A 15860-nucleotide genomic window follows, 5' to 3' on the forward strand; every position below is an offset into this window, starting at 1 on the left:
CCCAAGATTCGTCCCAGGCCGGGCGGCGAGGGTGGGCGGTGCCACCTGCCCGCACGTCCGGTGGCACGACCGCTGCGACGTCCTGGGCCCGCCCACCCGTGTCCGGGGCGGCTTCCCGGGCCCTCCCGGAACGGTGGTGGGCCGCCACCACGCGCATGCACGCGGCCGGGGCGCCGTCCGCGGCGCGGACGGCGACCGGGCGCGGCATCCCGGAACGCCGCCGGGGCCGCCCCGCCTAGCGGCCCATCACCAGCCCGTCGGCGGCCGCGCCGCGGCTGAGGGTGACCTCGACGATCCGGTCGCGGACGGCGGTGAGCCCGGTGTCGCCGCCCTCGATCGCGGCGTTCAGATCGACGACCCGGTTGGTGCCGGTGTTGAACCACTGGGGCAGGAACTCGGCGCGGGTCACCGTCCAGCGCTGCGTGCCCTCCGCCGGCGGGGCGAAGGTGAAGCGGCCGATGGTGCCCTCGTTGCCGCGCGGGTCGTGGACGCCGGAGTGGTTGATCATGGCGCCGGCGATCTGGTCGCCCATGCCGTAGATGATCCAGGTGCCGTTGACCTTCTCGTAGGCCTGCGGGACATGGGCGTGGGTGCCGAGGATCAGGTCGATGTCGGGCCGTCCGTCGGTCGCGGCGGCGGTGAGCGCGCGGCCGAGCGTGAGCTGTCGGCGGTCGGGCGCGGTCTGCCACTCGCTGCCCCAGTGCAGGCTGACGACCACGACGTCGGCGCCGGACGCGCGGGCGGCTCGGGCGTCGGCGACGATCTTCTCCTCGTCGATGAGGTTGACGGTCCAGGGCCTGTCCTCGGGGACGGGGATGCCGTTGGTGCCGTAGGTGTAGGCGAGGTGGGCGACCTTGGCGCCGCCGGCCTCCAGGACGGTGGGCGTGGCGGCCTCCCGGGCGGTGCGGGCGGAGCCGGCGTGCCGCACGCCGGCCGCGTCGAGGTGGTCGAGGGTGCGGCGGACCCCGTCGGGCCCGTCGTCGAGGGTGTGGTTGGAGGCGGTGGAGCAGGAGTCGTAGCCGGTGTGGCGGAGGGCGGCGGCGACCTGGGGCGGTGACTTGAAGGACGGGTAGCCGGTGAAGGGACCGCCGTCCTTCCCGTACACGGTCTCCATGTGGCAGATCGCCAGGTCGGCGCGGGAGACGACCGGTTCGACGCCGGCGAGCATCGGGCGGAAGTCGTAGCCGTCGCCGCCCGCGTCGGCCTGGGCCTGCCGGATGACCGAGTCGTGCGGGAGGACGTCGCCGGTCGCGACGAGTGTGAAGGGGCGCGTGGCCGGGGTGGCGCCGCCCGCGGAGGAGGGCCGGGCGGGCGGGGCGAGGGAGTTCGGCGGCCGGGCCTCGGTGCAGGCGGCCGCGATGGCGGCGAGGACGACAGCGGCGGCCGTGGACGCCGCCGTACGCCGGAATCCGAGGGTCCTGCGGATCTTGAGGGTCATGGGGTGGGCTCCCGCGGTTCGGGGGGTGGGCTCCCGAATCCACAGGGGACATATGACCCAGTCAATCCCGGTGGTACGAAAATCGGATTATTTCACTGATACGGGTTGAACCGCTCCGCGTGACCGCTCACCGCACCACTCGCCGCTCGGTGCGACCGCTCGCCGCACACAGCGGTGCGTCGCCTGTCCCGGCGGCCCCGAATGCGCTCGGATACGCGTCAAGGGTCCTGGAGCCGGCGGGAAAGGGGTGTGTGGACGATGACGACGGCGACGACGACCACGGACGAGCGGGCTCTGGAGGAGCTCCAGCGGGAACACGGTCCGGCGCTGCTGAGCTTCCTGCTCGGCCTGACCTACGGGGACCAGCAGCGTGCGGAGGACCTGCTCCAGGAGACGCTGCTGCGGGCGTGGCAGCACCCGGAGGCCTTCGAGGCGCCGTACGAGTCGATGCGGCCGTGGCTGTTCACGGTGGGCCGGCGGCTGGCGATCGACGCCCGGCGGTCCCGCATGGCCCGGCCCACGGAGATCGGCGACGGGGTGCTGGCGACGACCCCGGACCCGGCGGACGCCACCGAGTCGGCCGTCGCGGCGCTCGACGTGCGCGCGGCGGTACGGGAGCTGAGCCCGGCGCACCGGGACGTGCTGGAGCGGATCTACTTCGACGGGCTGACGGTGAACGAGGCCGCGGCGGAGCTGGGTATACCCGCCGGGACGGTCAAGTCGCGCTCGTACTACGCCCTGCGGGCGCTGGGGCGGTGTCTGCCGGGCTACAGCCGGACGCCGTTCCGGGGCTCGCTGCCCGCCGGAACCGTGCGCCCCTGATGACCCTTGGAATGCGTTTCTTCCCGTCCGTCACGCCTCGGACAGGAACGTATTCGAAACCACACCCTCAAGTTGTGCAAAGAGCGGCCCGTGGCCCTGCCTCTCGTGGAGGCTCGTGTCAAGGGTGCGTGGCCGAGTTACGCGCGGAAGAACGTCCGGGAGAAGGTGGGAACGTTGCGGCCCGAAAGCACGAACGGCACCGGCGGAGGAGGGCTCGCCGTCCCGATGGCCTGGCTGTGTGCCGAGTATCTGGCCGACGAGCTGCTGCGTGCGGGCGGCCTCGTCGAACCCGGCTCGCTGGAGTACGTGGCGGGCCGCCGGACGCTCGCCCTGACGATCTACCTCAGCGACGGCGCGGGAGCGGAGGACCAGCTCGACGAGTGGCTGGACCGCACCTCGTACGACCATCCCTGGCAGGACTGGGTACGGGAGCGGCTGGCCGCGCAGCGGGAGCGCGCGGGGGACGGCGAGGGCGGGGGCGCGCCGGACCTGGCGCTGGCCCTGGAGACCTGGCGCCACCTGGAGGAGACGCAGCTGCTCGCGACGGACCTGGGCGCACTGCCGCCGTCGCCCGCCGCGGGGATCGTCGTGGACGAGTCGGCCCAGGTCTGGCTGCCGTCCTGGCAACTGGGGCTGCCCCTCGGGCACTTGGCACTGCACCTGTACTGAGGGGCTGGGCACTCCCGGCGAGCCGGACGGCCGTCGGCGGATCCGGGGCCGGGCGACGGGGCCGGAAACGCACTGTTGCCGGAGGGGGGCCCGCCGGTCATCCTGGGGTGTCCTGACGGCTGGGGCGGGGATGGTGGTCCAGATGGTCGCGGTGCCCGCACGGCGCGTGGTGACCCTGGGCGTCGAGGAGGAGTTCCTGCTCGTCGGCGCCGACGACGGGCTCCCGGTGGACGGCTGCGCCGACGTCCTGGACGCCGACCGCAGTCTGCGCGGCCCGGCGGACGCCCGGGACGGGAGGCGGGACCTCCAGCGCGAGCTGCTGTCGAGCATGGTCGAGACGGCCAGCGACGTGTGCACCGACCTCGCGCAGCTGCGGGCCGAACTCACCGCGTCACGCGCCCGGCTCGCCCGCGCGGCGCGCAAGGCGGGGTGCGCCCGCTCGCCTCCGGTACGGCCCCGATGGCCGCGCCGGCCCGGACGGTCAGCCCGACCCCGCACTACCGGCAGATGGCGCGCCTCTACGGACATCTGACCGACGAGACGGAGACGTGCGGCTGCCACGTGCACGTGGGCGTGCCGGACCGGGCGAGCGCCGTGGCGGCACTGAACCATCTGCGGCCCTGGTTACCGGTCCTGCTCGCGCTGTCCGCCAACTCCCCGTACCACCACGGGGCGGACACCGGGCACGCCAGCTGGCGCACGCTCGTCCTGTCCCGCTGGCCGACCCACCAGATCCCGCCCTACTTCGAGTCGGTCGAGCACTACGACCGGACGCTGGCCGACCTGCGGCGCAGCGGGGTGCTGCCCTCGCGGGCCGCCAACGCGTACTGGTTCGCCCGGCCGTCGAGCCATCTGCCGACACTGGAGGTGCGGGTCGCGGACGTCACCCCCAGCGTGGACGAGGCCGTCCTCCAGGCGGGGCTGACCCGGGCGCTCGTGGCCACGGCGCTCGACGCGGTGGCCGCGGGCCGGCACGCCCCGCGCCTGCCGGACCACGTGGCGGGCGGCGCCCTGTGGACCGCGGCGCGCCACGGGGTGCGCGGCCCTGCGGTCCACCCCCTCACCGGCACGCTGGTCCCGGCCGCCGAGGCGGTCCGCGCCCTGCTGGGCTGGGTACGCCCCGCTCTCGAAGCGTCCGGCGACGCGGAGGAGATCCGCGAACTGACCGCCCACGTCCTCACCCACGGCACGGGCGCCGACCGCCAACGCCACCGCCCGAACACCACCGCGCCCTGGGGCGGCCTCTAGCGGCCGCTCAGCGGCTTGGGGTGCAGCGCCACCGGCAGCCGGTCCAGCGTGATGCCGAAGTGTTTCCGGTACGCCGCAAGGACCACCTCGTCCTCGGCGAGCGTCTGCTCCGTCCGCTCCCCCGACTCCGTCGTGATCAGCAGACGGTCCCGGAGCGTGATGCGGCCCGTCTCGGTGAGGCGGGAGCAGATCGGGCCCCGGGTGAAGTGGGACTGCGGGGACGTGGTGTGCCACCAGGCGCCCGTCGCGAAGTCGGGCAGGGTGCGGGGGCGGGGCGTCAGGCGGAACCGGGGCTTGCCGTCGCGCAGGACGTCCAGGTCGCCGTCCGCCGCCCCGGCGATGCGGAACACGCCGCCCGGGTCCTTCTGGTCGCCCCGCTCGTCGAAGGCCAGCGGGTGGTGGGCGTGGTCGCCGAAGCCCACGTCGGCCAGCCACAGGCTGCCGTCGGCCGCTTCCACGCGCAGCGCCAGGTGGTCGTACGGGATGCCGACGGTGCCGTTGCCGGTGTGGACGCGGGCCTCCAGGAGCCGTACGCCGTAGCCGAGGGTCCGCAGCAGCAGGGCGAACGCGCCGTTCAGTTCGTAGCAGAAGCCGCCGCGCCGGGCGTCCAGGAGTTTGGCGAGGATCGCCTCCTCGTCCAAGGAGACCGCCTCGCCCAGGTGGATCGACAGGTTCTCGAACGGCACCGTGCGCAGGTGTCGCAGGTGCAGGTCGTGCAGGGCGTCGGCGGTGGGCGCGGCGGGGCGGGGCGCCCCGATCCGGTCCAGGTACGCGGCGAGGCGGGCCGGCGACAGCGTCTCGGTGCTCTCCATGGCCCCAGTGTCCCCGGCCGTCCGGCCTTCAGGCCAGCGGGTCGCGGTGGACGCCCGCGCGGTACTTGGGGATGCGGACGGTGACCTTCATGCCGGCGTCGACGCCCGTCTCGACGACGAGGCCGTAGTCGTCGCCGTACACCTGCCGCAGGCGTTCGTCGACGTTGGACAGGCCGATGCCGGAGGACTGGGGGCGCGTGCCGGAGAGGATGGCGCGCAGGGCGTCGGGGTCCATGCCGACGCCGTCGTCCTCGATGGTGACGACCGCCTCGGCGCCGGCGTCCTGCGCGGCGATGGTGATGCGGCAGGTCCTGCGGGAGTCCTCCAGGCCGTGTTTGACGGCGTTCTCGACGAGGGGCTGGAGGCACAGGAACGGCAGGGTGACGGGGAGGACTTCGGGAGCGACCTGGAGGGTGACCTGGAGGCGGTCGCCGAAGCGGGCGCCGGCGAGGGCGAGGTACTGCTCGATGGAGCGCAGTTCGTCGGCGAGCTGGGCGAAGTCGCCGTGGCGGCGGAACGAGTAGCGGGTGAAGTCGGCGAACTCCAGGAGCAGTTCGCGGGCGCGGGCGGGGTCGGTGCGGACGAACGAGGCGATGGCGGCGAGCGAGTTGTAGATGAAGTGGGGCGATATCTGGGCGCGCAGGGCGCGGATCTCGGCCTCGATGAGGCGGGTGCGGGACCGGTCCAGCTCGGCCAGTTCGAGCTGGACGGACACCCAGCGGGCCACTTCGGTCGCGGCGCGTACGAGGACGGCCGACTCGCGGGAGCCGTAGGCGACGAGCGCACCCAGCACGCCCTCCTCGCCGGTGAGGGGCGCGATGACGGCCCAGCGCAGGGGGCAGCCGGGGTCGCCGCATCCGGCGCGGACGCTCTGGCTGCGGCCCGAGTCGAGGACTTCGGCGACGCGTTCGAGCACCTGCTCGTCGTGGTGCGCGGCGCCGGGTCCGTCCCAGGCGAGCACGGCCGCGCGGTCGGTGAGGCAGAGGGCTTCCGTGCCGAGGAGGGAGCGGAGCCTGCGGGCGGCCTTGCGGGCGGTGTCCTCGGTGAGGCCGGCGCGCAGGGGCGGCGCGGCGAGGGACGCGGTGTGGAGGGTCTGGAAGGTGGCGCGTTCGACGGGGGTGCCGAGGTCGAGGACGTCCTGCACATCGCGGCGCGCGGCGAGCCGGCCGAGGGCGAACCCGGCGGCGAGGAGCAGCACTCCGGCGGCGAGGGCGGCGAGGAGGGTGCCCGTCATCGCGCGGCTCCCTCGGGGAGGAGGGTCCCTGCGGGGACGACGGTCCCTGCGAGGACGCGGGACACTGCCAGGACGCGGGACACTGCCAGGACGCGAGTCCCTACGAGGACGACGGTCCCTGCGAGGACGCGGGTCACTGCGGGGGCCACGGTGCCCTTCATCGCTCGGCTCCTTCGTGCTGCGGGCGGCTCATCAGGCCCTCCGGGAGGTGGAGGCGGGCGAGGATGGCGGGGGTTCCGGCGGGGACGCGCCGGGGGGTGGCCAGGGACACGGCGATCATGGTGAGGAAGCCGAGCGGTACGGACCAGACGGCGGGCCACGCCATGAGGGTGTGGGGCCAGCCCTCGGGGGCGAGCCCGGCGCGGGTGGCCATCACGGCGGTGAGCGCAGCCCCGCCGCCGGTGAGGAGCCCGGCCATCGCGCCCGGCGGGGTGAGGCGGCGCCACCAGATGCCGAGCACGAGCAGCGGGCAGAAGGACGAGGCGGACACGGCGAAGGCCAGGCCCACCGCGTCGGCGACGGGCACCTCGGTGGCGACGGCGCTCAGCGCGAGGGGCACGGCCATCGCGATGGGCGTGGCCAGCCGGAAGTGCCGTACGCCGCGCGACGGCAGGACGTCCTGCGTGAGGACGCCGGCGACGGACATGGTGAGCCCCGAGGCGGTCGACAGGAACGCGGCGAACGCCCCGCCCGCGAGCAGCGCGCCCAGCAGCTCCCCGGCGAGGCCGCCGACGACCCGCTCCGGCAGGACGAGGACGGCCGCGTCGGCGGCTCCGGTGAGGGCGAGTTCGGGGGCGTATATCCGGCCGAGGGCGCCGTAGACGGGCGGCAGCAGGTAGAAGCCGCCGACCAGGCCGAGCACGACGAGGGTGGTGCGGCGGGCGGCGCGCCCGTTGGGGCTGGTGTAGAAGCGGACGGCGACGTGCGGCAGGCCCATGGTGCCGAGGAAGGTGGCGAGGATCAGCCCGTACGTGGCGTACAGCTGGTGGCCGTCGCGGCTGCCGGCGACGGGGCCCGACCAGCCGAGCGGGTCGGTGGAGTCGGCGGCGCGTTCGGGGACGCGGGCACCCTGGGGGAAGCCGAGGGTGGTGCCCTCCTCGACGCGGTGCGGGCCGGGGGCCAGGGTGACCGGCCGGCCGTCGTACGGGGTGGAGTCGACGCGGCCGGAGACGGTGAGCGTCAGGGGGGCGTCGAGGTCGATGCGCACGGTGTCGTCGACGCGTACGGAGGTGTGCTCGCGGAACACGGCGGGCGCGTCGAACCGGGCGCGGGGCGCGTCGTCGCCCCACCAGGCGGCGACGAGGAACAGGGCCGGCACGAGCAGCGCGGTGAGCTTGAGCCAGTACTGGAAGGCCTGCACGAAGGTGATGCTGCGCATGCCGCCGGCGGCCACGGCGCCGGTGACGACGACGGCGACGACGAGGCCGCCGAGCCAGTCGGGCGCGCCGGTGACGATCTCCAGGGTCAGTCCGGCGCCCTGGAGCTGCGGCAGCAGGTAGAGCCAGCCGATGCCGACGACGAAGAGGCTGGCCAGGCGGCGGGCCCGGGGCGATTCGAGACGGGCCTCGGCGAAGTCGGACAGGGTGTACGCGCCGGAGCGGCGCAGCGGGGCGGCGACGAGCACGAGCAGCACGAGGTACCCCGCGGTGTAGCCGACCGGGTACCAGAGCATGTCGGGGCCCTGGAGGAGGACGAGGCCGGCGACGCCCAGGAAGGAGGCGGCGGAGAGGTACTCGCCGCTGATGGCGGCGGCGTTGAGGCGGGGGCCGACCGTGCGCGACGCCACGTAGAAGTCCGAGGTGGTGCGGGAGATGCGCAGGCCGAGGGCGCCGATGAGGACGGTGGCGGCGACGACGGCGGTGACCGCCGCGACCGCGTAGGTCTGGTTCACCGGCGCGGGTCACCTGCCTTCGACGAGGCCGGTGAAGTCGCGCTCGTTGCGCTCGGCGCGGCGCACGTACCAGCGGGCGACGAGCCAGAGGACGGGGTGGACGGCGAAGCCGAGCGCGGCCCAGACGAAGGGCTCCGGGGACGGCGCGGGGGCGCCCGGCGAGAGGGCCGCGGGCAGGGCGAACAGCAACGGCAGCGAGCCGACCAGCAGGGCGAGGGTGGCGAGCGCGGAGAGCGCGGCGCGCAGCTGGCTGCGCATCAGGGAGCGGACGTAGGTGTGGCCGAGGGTGGTCTGCTCGCTGATCTCGGAGCGGGCGGGCGCGTACCCGGGTGGCCGGCGGGCGGTGCGGGGCACTCCGGTGACGGTCTCGCGCCGGGGGCGGCGCGTTTGCTGGTGCTCTGCAGACATCGGCGTCCGGGGGTCGGGTGGCTCGGATGGTGGAGTCTACGCAGGTGGCACAGCCCGGGGTAGGCCGATTTCCGTATCGCGGGGTGTTCACGTGGAGGTGCGGCGGGTGACGTCCCCGAGCGCGATCTCCAGCTCGACGTAGGACTCCTCGGCGCGGCGGAACGCCAGCTCCAGCGCGGCCTCGGTGCGCGGGGCGACGAGCCCCCGCGCCGACGCGCGGATCTCGTCGAGCACGTCGGCCCAGCGCCCGGCGGCGCTGCGGGCGGCCGCGAGGAGCGCGGCGACGTCCTCGGGGCCGGAGGGGCGCAGATCGGGCAGGGAGCGCAGCTCGCGCAGCAGCGCCTCGACGTCCGACACCGTGCCCCTCCCGCCGTCCCCGCTCCTTCTTCTTGATCACCAGGTTAGGCGGGCGGCCGCGGCCTGTGGTGCCGTACGGGCGGGCGGTCGCCGAGCGGCACGTACCGCGCGTCGAACGGTCGCGGGGGTGCGAGTACGTGGCCGGGTTCAGCCCCGGACGTGGCGCATGAGCAGCTCGCGCAGCTGGCGGGCGTGGCGCCGGCTCACGGCCAGCTCGGCGGTGCCGACACGGACGGTGGTCGCGCCGGCGTCCAGCCGGAGTTCGTCGATGCGGCCGAGCGCGACGAGATGGCTGCGGTGGATCCGTACGAAGCCGCGGGCGGCCCACCGCTCCTCCAGGGTGGACAGGGGGATGCGCACGAGGTGGCTGCCCTCGTCGGTGTGGAGGCGCGCGTAGTCGCCCTGGGCCTCGACGTACGCGATGTCGTCGACCGCCACGAAGCGGGTGACGCCGCCGAGTTCGACGGGTATCTGCTCGGGCACCGTACCGGCGGGGACGGGCGGCTCCGCGAGGTCGCTGACCCTTCGTACGGCCTCGGCCAGGCGCTCCTTGCGGACCGGTTTGAGCACGTAGTCGACCGCCTTGAGGTCGAACGCCTGGACGGCGAACCCCTCGTGGGCGGTGACGAACACGACGAGCGGCGGCTTGGCGAACCCGGCGAGGAGCCGGGCGACGTCCAGGCCGGTGAGGCCCGCCATGTGGATGTCGAGGAAGACGACGTCGATGGCGTCCTCGCCGTCGGGTCCGGCATCGAGGGCGCGGCCGATGCGCCTCAGGGCCTCGGTCGCGTCGGTGGCGCCCTCCGCGCTGCGCACACGGGGATCGGAGCGCAGCAGGTAGAGCAGTTCCTCCAGGGCGGGCTCTTCGTCGTCGACGGCCAGTACGCGCAGCATGGTGCGGAGTCTAGGCGGGGCCGATTGAGCGAGAAGCGTTCCGGATCCGTACTGGTCGGCGGCAGTGGACGGCACACGGGCGGGAATCGAGGCACACCCATGGTTCAGCGGGAGCGGCACGACGCGGTCGCCGCCTACGCACTGGGCGTGCTGGAACCGGCGGACGCGCTGCGCTGCGAGGAACACGTCGCCCGCTGCGGCCCCTGCGCGGCGCGCCTGGCGGAGTTCCGCGGCACGGCCACGGCGCTGGCGCAGCTGGCGGACCGCGCCCCGCTGCGGCCCCGGCCCGTGTCGGCCCGGACGCGCCGCTCCGAACGGCGCCCACGGCTGCGGGCGTGCTGGACGCGGCGCCGTGCGGCGGCCCGGGACCGGCGGCCCCGCGCCGGGGGGCGCCCGCGCGGCGAGCGGCCCGCCGGGGCGGTCGGGGCGGCGGCCGCGTGCCGGGGCCGGGCGGCGCGGCGGCTCGCGGGCCGGGCGCCGCTTCCGGGCGCCCCCGCCCTGGGCCGGTGGGAGCCGGACGCGGGGCGGCGGGGTGGCGGTGGCACGCGGCCGGGCCGGGGTGGGGCACGGTGGTGGATGCCGGCGCTGGGTGTGGCCGCCGCCCTGGTGTGGGCCCTCGCCGGGGGCCTGGGCGGGGACTTCGGCGTGCTGCCGGGCGGCGGCGCGGGTACGGGCGGGCGCCAGGTGGCCGCGCGGGACGCCGGGACCGGGGTGGGCGCGGTCGTGGCGCTGCGCGAGCGCACGTGGGGCACGGAGCTGGCCGCGCACGTGACGGGGGTGCGGGGGCCGCGCCGGTGCGCGCTGGTGGTGGTCGGCGTGGACGGGTCGGTGCGGCCGGTGCTGGGCTGGGCGGTGCCGGGCGGCCGTGGCGGCGAGGAGCCGCTGGTGGAGGGCGGTACGGCGCTGCGGCCGGCCGAGATCGCGCGCCTGGAGGTGCGGACGGACGACGGCGAGCGGCTGCTGTCGCTGCGCCCGTGACCCGGTCAGCCCTTGAAGAGCCCGTGGCTCGGCACGATCACGCGCTCACTTGGGCAGGACGGTCACGCGCACACCTCAGCAGGACGGTCACGCGCTCACTTCAGCAGGCGGGACAGCCGCCGGTCGGCGAGCGGCTTGCCGCCCGTCTGGCAGTGCGGGCAGTACTGGAGGGACGAGTCGCTGAACGACACCTCGCGGATGGTGTCGCCGCACACGGGGCAGGGCTCGCCGGTGCGGCCGTGGACGCGCAGCCCGCTCTTCTTCTCCGCCTTGAGCTTGCCGGCCTCCATGCCGTGCGAGCGGGCGACGGCGCCGCCGAGCGTGGTGCGCAGCGCCTCGTACAGGCCGGTGATCTCGTCGTCCGTGAGGTTCTGGACGGGCTTGTACGGCGACATGCGGGCGGCGTGCAGGATCTCGTCGCTGTAGGCGTTGCCGATGCCGGCGATGAGGCTCTGGTCGCGCAGGGCGCCCTTGATCTGGCGCCGCTCCCCCGCCAGGACGGCCGCGAAGGCGTCCCGGTCGAAGGTCTCCGCGAGCGGGTCGGGTCCGAGCCGGGCGACCCCGGGCACCTCGGCCGGATCGTGGACGAGGTGGACCGCGAGGCGCTTGGTGGTGCCCGCCTCGGTCAGGTCGAAGCCGTCGCCGCCGGTCAGCGCGACCCGCAGGGCGAGCGGTCCCTTGCCGGGGCGGGGCGGCCCGGACGGCAGGACGTCACGCCACTGGAGCCAGCCGGCCCGCGCGAGGTGGATCACCAGGTGGAGGCCGTCCGCGGTGATGTCGAGGAACTTGCCGTGCCGGCCGACCGCGGCCACGCTGGTGCCGTCGAGGGCGCCGAGCGGCGGGTCGTACGTCTTGAGGACGCTGATGGCGACGGGGAGCGCGTGGGCGACCTCCTTGCCGACGAGATGGACGTCGAGGAACTCTCGCAGCGCTTCGACCTCGGGCAGCTCGGGCATGGTTCCAGCCTGCCGCACCCGGCGGCGGCGCGCCTCACAGACCGTAGACGCGGGTGGCGGTGCCGGCGAACACGGCGTCGCGCTCGTCGCGGCTCAGTCCGTCGGTGAGCCGCCGCGCGGTGTCGACGACATCGGCGTACGAGGCGGCCAGGAGGCACACCGGCCAGTCGGAGCCGAACATCAGCCGGCCGGGGCCGAAGGCGTCGAGGACGGTGTCGGCGTACGGGGCGAGGGAGGCGGGCGTCCAGGTGTGCCGGTCGGCCTCCGTGACGAGGCCGGAGAGCTTGCAGACGGTGTTGGGCAGGGCGGCCAGGGCGCGGACGTGGCCGGCCCAGGGCTCGAGGGCTCCGTCGGCGACAGGGGGTTTGCCGAGGTGGTCGAGGACGAACGTCAACTGCGGCAGCAGGGCTGCCGCCCGCGCGGCGGCGGGCAGTTGGTGCGGCCGCACCACCAGGTCGTACACCAGGCCCTCGGCCGCGACGGCGGCCAGTCCGCGCCGTACGTCGGGGCGCAGCAGCCAGGCGGGGTCGGGCTCGTCCTGGACCTGGTGGCGGATGCCGGCCAGGCGGTGGCCGCCGGGCCGGGCGCGCAGTGCGGCGAGGGCGTCGGCGACGCCGGGTGCGGTGAGGTCGGTCCAGCCGACGACGGCGGCCACGAGGGGGTCGCGGTCGGCGAGGGCGAGGAGTTCGGGGGTCTCGTCGGGGACGGTGACGGTCTGGACGAGGACGGTGGCCGCGACGCGGGCGGCGCGGGCGTGCGGGGCGAGGTCGTCGAGCGTGAAGGTGCGGCGGAGCGGGGCGAGGCCGGGGCCGGTGATCCAGTCCTGGTCGCGGACGGCCAGGTCCCACACGTGGTGGTGGGCGTCGACGAGGTCGGGGCCGGGCCGGCCGGTCACCGCAGGAGCCCTTCGGCGCGCAGCTCGTCCCACAGCGCGTGGGGTACGGGACGGGCCAGGTGGCCGACCGCGTCGTGGATCTCCCCGGCGGAGCGGCAGCCGAGGAGGACGGAGGCGACGGCGGGGTGGCGGAACGGGAAGTGGAGGGCCGCCGCGCGGAGCGGGACGCCGTGCCGTTCGGTGACGGCCTTGGTCTTCAGGGCGCGGTCGAGGAGGCCGGGCGGCGCGGCCGCGTAGTCGTAGTGCGCACCGGGGCCGGGGTCGGCCAGGAGTCCGGAGTTGAAGACGCCGCCGACGAGGACGCTCTTGCCGCGCGCGGCCGCCTCGGGCAGCAGGGTGTCGAGGGCCGACTGGTCGAGGAGGGTGAGGCGGCCCGCGCACAGGACGGCGTCGACGTCGGTGTCGCGGAGGAAGCGGGTGAGCATGGCGGTCTGGTTCATCCCGGCGCCGATCGCCCCGACGACGCCTTCGGCGCGCAGCCGCTCCAGCGCCGGATAGGCCTCGCGGAAGGCGGCGTCGGCGTGGTCGTCGGGGTCGTGCAGGTGGACGACGTCGACCCGGTCGAGGCCGAGCCGGCGCAGGCTGTCCTCGATGCCGCGCAGGACGCCGTCGGCGCTGAAGTCCCAGACGCGCCGGTGCGTGGCGGGCACGGCGAACCCGTGCTCCAGGTCGTCGCCGGTGACGGCCGCGCGGGGTTCGAGGAGCCGGCCCACCTTGGTCGCGACGGTGTACGAGGCGCGGGGGCGGGTGCGCAGGGCCTCGCCGATGCGCCGCTCGGCCAGGCCCAGGCCGTAGTGGGGGGCCGTGTCGAAGTGGCGGATGCCCGCGTCCCAGGCGGCGTCGACCGCGGCGGCCGCCGCCTCGTCGGTGACGGGTCGGTAGAGGTTGCCGAGGGCGCCGGTTCCGTAGGAGAGCGCGCTGACGGGGACGCCGCTGCGTCCGAGCGTGCCGTGCCGCATCCGATCCCCGCCCCTCGGCCGCGTCGCCGTCGCCCTGTGTCGGCATGACTATTCATCCGATGACAAGGGCCAGTCAACCTCCTTGCGCGGCAAGGAAGTCGGGAGTCCTACCAGATCTGTCCGATGAATCGGTGACACAGGCTGTACCGGCGCCGGGCGAAGGCTAGGCACCCGCCGCCACGCCCGGCGCCGGCCGCGCCGTGTCCGCCCGTTCGGGGACGGCGAACTCGCACCACACGCACTTGCCGCTGCCCCGGGACTCGACCCCCCACAGCTCGGCGAGCCGGTCGACCAGCAGCAGTCCCCGCCCGGACACCCCGTCGTCACCCGCGTCCCGGCGGCGCGGCAGGACGCTGGAGCGGTCCTCGACCTCGACGCGCAGCCGCCGCTCGACGCCGGTGAGCATCCGCAGGGTGACGATCGCCCCGCCGTCGGTGTGGAGCAGGGCGTTGGTGATCAGCTCGTCGGCGGCCAGCTCGATCTCGTCGGCCCGCTCCCGCGCGCCCCACGCCCGCACGGCGGCCCGGATCATGTGGCGGGCCGACCGCAGCGCCTCGGGGTCGCTCTGGGCGACGTGCTGCTGGAGCCGCCCGCCGGCCTGGGGGGGTAGCCGCCCCTGCGGCGCAGCAGCAGGATCGCCACGTCGTCCTCGCCGCTGCGTTCGTCGACGACGTCGCACAGGTGGTCGGCGAGCATCTGGAGGTCCTGGGGGCCGTTGCGGACGATGGCGCTCAGCCACTGCATGCCCTCGTCGAGGTCGGCGCCGGGCTGTTCGACGAGCCCGTCGGTGTAGAGCAGCAGCGTCTGACCGGGGTCCAGTTCCACGACGCTCACCGGGTAGTCGAGCGCCCCGAACTCCGCGGACAGCCCGAGCGGCAGCGCGCCCTGCACGGGCAGTCTGCGGCAGCTGCCGTCGGCGTCCCGCAGCAGCGGGTCCACGTGTCCGGCGCGCACCACCTGCAGGACGCCGGTCGCGAGGTCGGCCTCCAGGTAGGTGCAGGTGGCGAAGCGGTCGGTGTCCAGTTCGCGGAGGAAGACGGAGGCGCGGGCCATGACGGTGGCGGGGGTGTGGCCCTCGGCGGCGTACGCGCGGAGCACGATGCGCAGCTGGCCCATGACGGCGGCGGCGTGCGTGTCGTGGCCCTGGACGTCGCCGATGACGGCGCCGACCCGCCCGCCGGGCAGCGGGATGATGTCGTACCAGTCGCCGCCGATGTCCCGGCCGAGCCGGGCGGAGCGGTAGCGGACGGCGATCTGCGCGCCGGGCACCTCGGGGATCCGGCGGGGCAGCATCGCCTGCTGGAGTCCTTCGGCGAGGTCGTGCTCCTGCTCGAAGAGCATGGCGCGCTGGAGGCTCTGGGCGATGCTGCTGCCCAGGGCGACGAGGACGTTGCGGTCCTCGGCGGTGAACCCGAACTTGTCGTTGTAGAGCAGCCCGAGGGCGCCGATGGGGCGGGCCTGTGCGATCAGCGGCAGGTAGGCGGCGGAGGTGATGCCGAGGTCGGTGATGTGCGGCCACAGGATGGGATACGAGGTGGCGAAGTCCTCGGGCGACTCGATGAAGCGGGGCGCGAGCGTCCGGACGACCTCGCTCATCGGGTACTGCTCGTCGACCCGGGTGTAGCGGGTCCCCGGTACGAAGGAGCCCTCGGGCCCGTCCGCGACGAGGTGGATGCGGCCCGCCTCCAGCAGACCCATGACGACGCTGGCCGCGCCGAGGTGCTCCAGGCCGTGCGAGTCCTTCAGCACGTCGATCACGTCCTGCACGGTGCGGGCGTGGGCGAGGGCGGCGGTGGTGGACTCCACGACGCTGGTCTGGCGGCGGCGCTCGGCGTCGACCTCCATCCGGGTGGTCGACTCGGACAGCTCCTGGGTGGCGTCGCGGACGATGCCGATGATCCGCTTCGGGCGCCCGGTCTCGTCCCGCCGGATGAACCCCTGGGTGTGGGTCCAGCGCAGGCCGCCTTCACGGGTGCGGATGCGGAAGTACGCCCCGTAGTGGGTGCTGCCGTTCTTGAGTGCCTGCGCCACCATGCCGTCGAGGCGGACGGACTCGCTGGGCGGGACGCGCGACGCAAGGCTCTCGGGCCTGCCGTCGTACTCGACCGGGTCCATCTGGAACACGTCGAGCGCGACCTCGTCCATGTACATCAGCCCGGTCTCGAGGTCCCAGTCGAAGCTGCCCATGCGGTTCAGGGACAGACTCAGATCCGGGTGGGCGGGCCAGTCCTCGGGAAGCGACAGGGCATCCGCTGCCGGATCAACCATGGGGCCACTCTGCCATCATTTGTCGGGTTTA

13 protein-coding genes and 2 pseudogenes are annotated in these 15860 nt (G+C 74.9%); 4 read left to right on the plus strand and 11 right to left on the minus strand.

The features are described 5' to 3' along the window. Nucleotides 1-235 precede the first annotated feature (235 nt). On the minus strand, nt 236-1438 hold the full coding sequence (locus ABEB09_RS02965; RefSeq protein WP_345686792.1) for a CapA family protein: 1203 nt from the start codon (nt 1436-1438) through the stop codon (nt 236-238). 258 nt (nt 1439-1696) lie between these two features. Here ABEB09_RS02965 and ABEB09_RS02970 point away from each other — a divergent pair, with 258 nt between their 5' ends. The 3 genes and pseudogenes from ABEB09_RS02970 to ABEB09_RS02980 all read left to right on the plus strand — a co-directional run bounded on the left by ABEB09_RS02970 (nt 1697) and on the right by ABEB09_RS02980 (nt 4177). Further along, a complete protein-coding gene (locus ABEB09_RS02970; RefSeq protein WP_345686794.1) occupies nt 1697-2260 on the plus strand; it encodes a sigma-70 family RNA polymerase sigma factor in 564 nt (187 codons plus the stop codon). A gap of 174 nt (nt 2261-2434) precedes the next feature. Continuing rightward, complete coding sequence (locus tag ABEB09_RS02975; protein ID WP_345686796.1) at nt 2435-2929, plus strand: hypothetical protein; 495 nt, start codon at nt 2435-2437, stop codon at nt 2927-2929. Between the two features lie 142 nt (nt 2930-3071). Next, nucleotides 3072-4177: pseudogene (locus tag ABEB09_RS02980) on the plus strand (carboxylate-amine ligase). Here ABEB09_RS02980 and ABEB09_RS02985 read toward each other — a convergent pair. From ABEB09_RS02985 to ABEB09_RS03010, 6 genes are all read right to left on the minus strand, one after another. Then, nucleotides 4174-4989, minus strand: a complete 816-nt coding sequence (locus ABEB09_RS02985; protein ID WP_345686798.1) for an arylamine N-acetyltransferase family protein — start codon at nt 4987-4989, stop codon at nt 4174-4176. The pseudogene ABEB09_RS02980 and the gene ABEB09_RS02985 sit on opposite strands and share 4 nt — an antisense overlap. A 28-nt stretch (nt 4990-5017) precedes the next feature. Further along, nucleotides 5018-6223: a histidine kinase gene (locus tag ABEB09_RS02990; RefSeq protein WP_345686800.1), complete on the minus strand. Its 1206-nt coding sequence runs from the start codon at nt 6221-6223 to the stop codon at nt 5018-5020. Nucleotides 6224-6380: 157 nt separating this feature from the next. After that, the gene (locus tag ABEB09_RS02995; protein WP_345686802.1) at nt 6381-8114 is read right to left on the minus strand and encodes a sodium/solute symporter; all 1734 of its coding nucleotides are present in this window, start codon (nt 8112-8114) and stop codon (nt 6381-6383) included. A gap of 9 nt (nt 8115-8123) precedes the next feature. Beyond that, the gene (locus ABEB09_RS03000) at nt 8124-8522 is read right to left on the minus strand and encodes a hypothetical protein (protein WP_345686804.1); all 399 of its coding nucleotides are present in this window, start codon (nt 8520-8522) and stop codon (nt 8124-8126) included. A gap of 87 nt (nt 8523-8609) precedes the next feature. Next, nucleotides 8610-8879 carry a hypothetical protein gene (locus ABEB09_RS03005; RefSeq protein WP_345686806.1) on the minus strand — a complete coding sequence of 90 codons (270 nt, stop codon included), beginning with the start codon at nt 8877-8879 and terminating at the stop codon, nt 8610-8612. Nucleotides 8880-9026: 147 nt separating this feature from the next. Then, nucleotides 9027-9773 (minus strand): LytR/AlgR family response regulator transcription factor, encoded by a 747-nt coding sequence (locus ABEB09_RS03010; protein ID WP_345686808.1) that lies wholly within the window; start codon nt 9771-9773, stop codon nt 9027-9029. Between the two features lie 99 nt (nt 9774-9872). Between ABEB09_RS03010 and ABEB09_RS03015 the strand changes: the two genes are divergently transcribed. Continuing rightward, nucleotides 9873-10751: an anti-sigma factor family protein gene (locus ABEB09_RS03015; protein WP_345686810.1), complete on the plus strand. Its 879-nt coding sequence runs from the start codon at nt 9873-9875 to the stop codon at nt 10749-10751. A gap of 95 nt (nt 10752-10846) precedes the next feature. Here ABEB09_RS03015 and ABEB09_RS03020 read toward each other — a convergent pair whose 3' ends face one another. The 4 genes and pseudogenes from ABEB09_RS03020 to ABEB09_RS03035 all read right to left on the minus strand — a co-directional run bounded on the left by ABEB09_RS03020 (nt 10847) and on the right by ABEB09_RS03035 (nt 15829). Then, entirely contained in the window at nt 10847-11707 is an 861-nt protein-coding gene (locus ABEB09_RS03020) for an Fpg/Nei family DNA glycosylase (RefSeq protein ID WP_345686812.1), read from the minus strand. A 34-nt stretch (nt 11708-11741) separates the two neighbouring features. Further along, entirely contained in the window at nt 11742-12602 is an 861-nt protein-coding gene (locus ABEB09_RS03025) for an amidohydrolase family protein (RefSeq protein WP_345686814.1), read from the minus strand. Then, nucleotides 12599-13561, minus strand: a complete 963-nt coding sequence (locus tag ABEB09_RS03030) for an aldo/keto reductase (protein ID WP_345686816.1) — start codon at nt 13559-13561, stop codon at nt 12599-12601. The genes ABEB09_RS03025 and ABEB09_RS03030 overlap by 4 nt, the downstream gene beginning before the upstream one ends. A 163-nt stretch (nt 13562-13724) precedes the next feature. Next, a pseudogene (locus ABEB09_RS03035) lies at nt 13725-15829 on the minus strand (SpoIIE family protein phosphatase). Nucleotides 15830-15860: the final 31 nt, after the last annotated feature.

The sequence above is a fragment of the Streptomyces coeruleoprunus genome (genome assembly GCF_039542925.1).
GTDB lineage: Bacteria > Actinomycetota > Actinomycetes > Streptomycetales > Streptomycetaceae > Streptomyces > Streptomyces coeruleoprunus.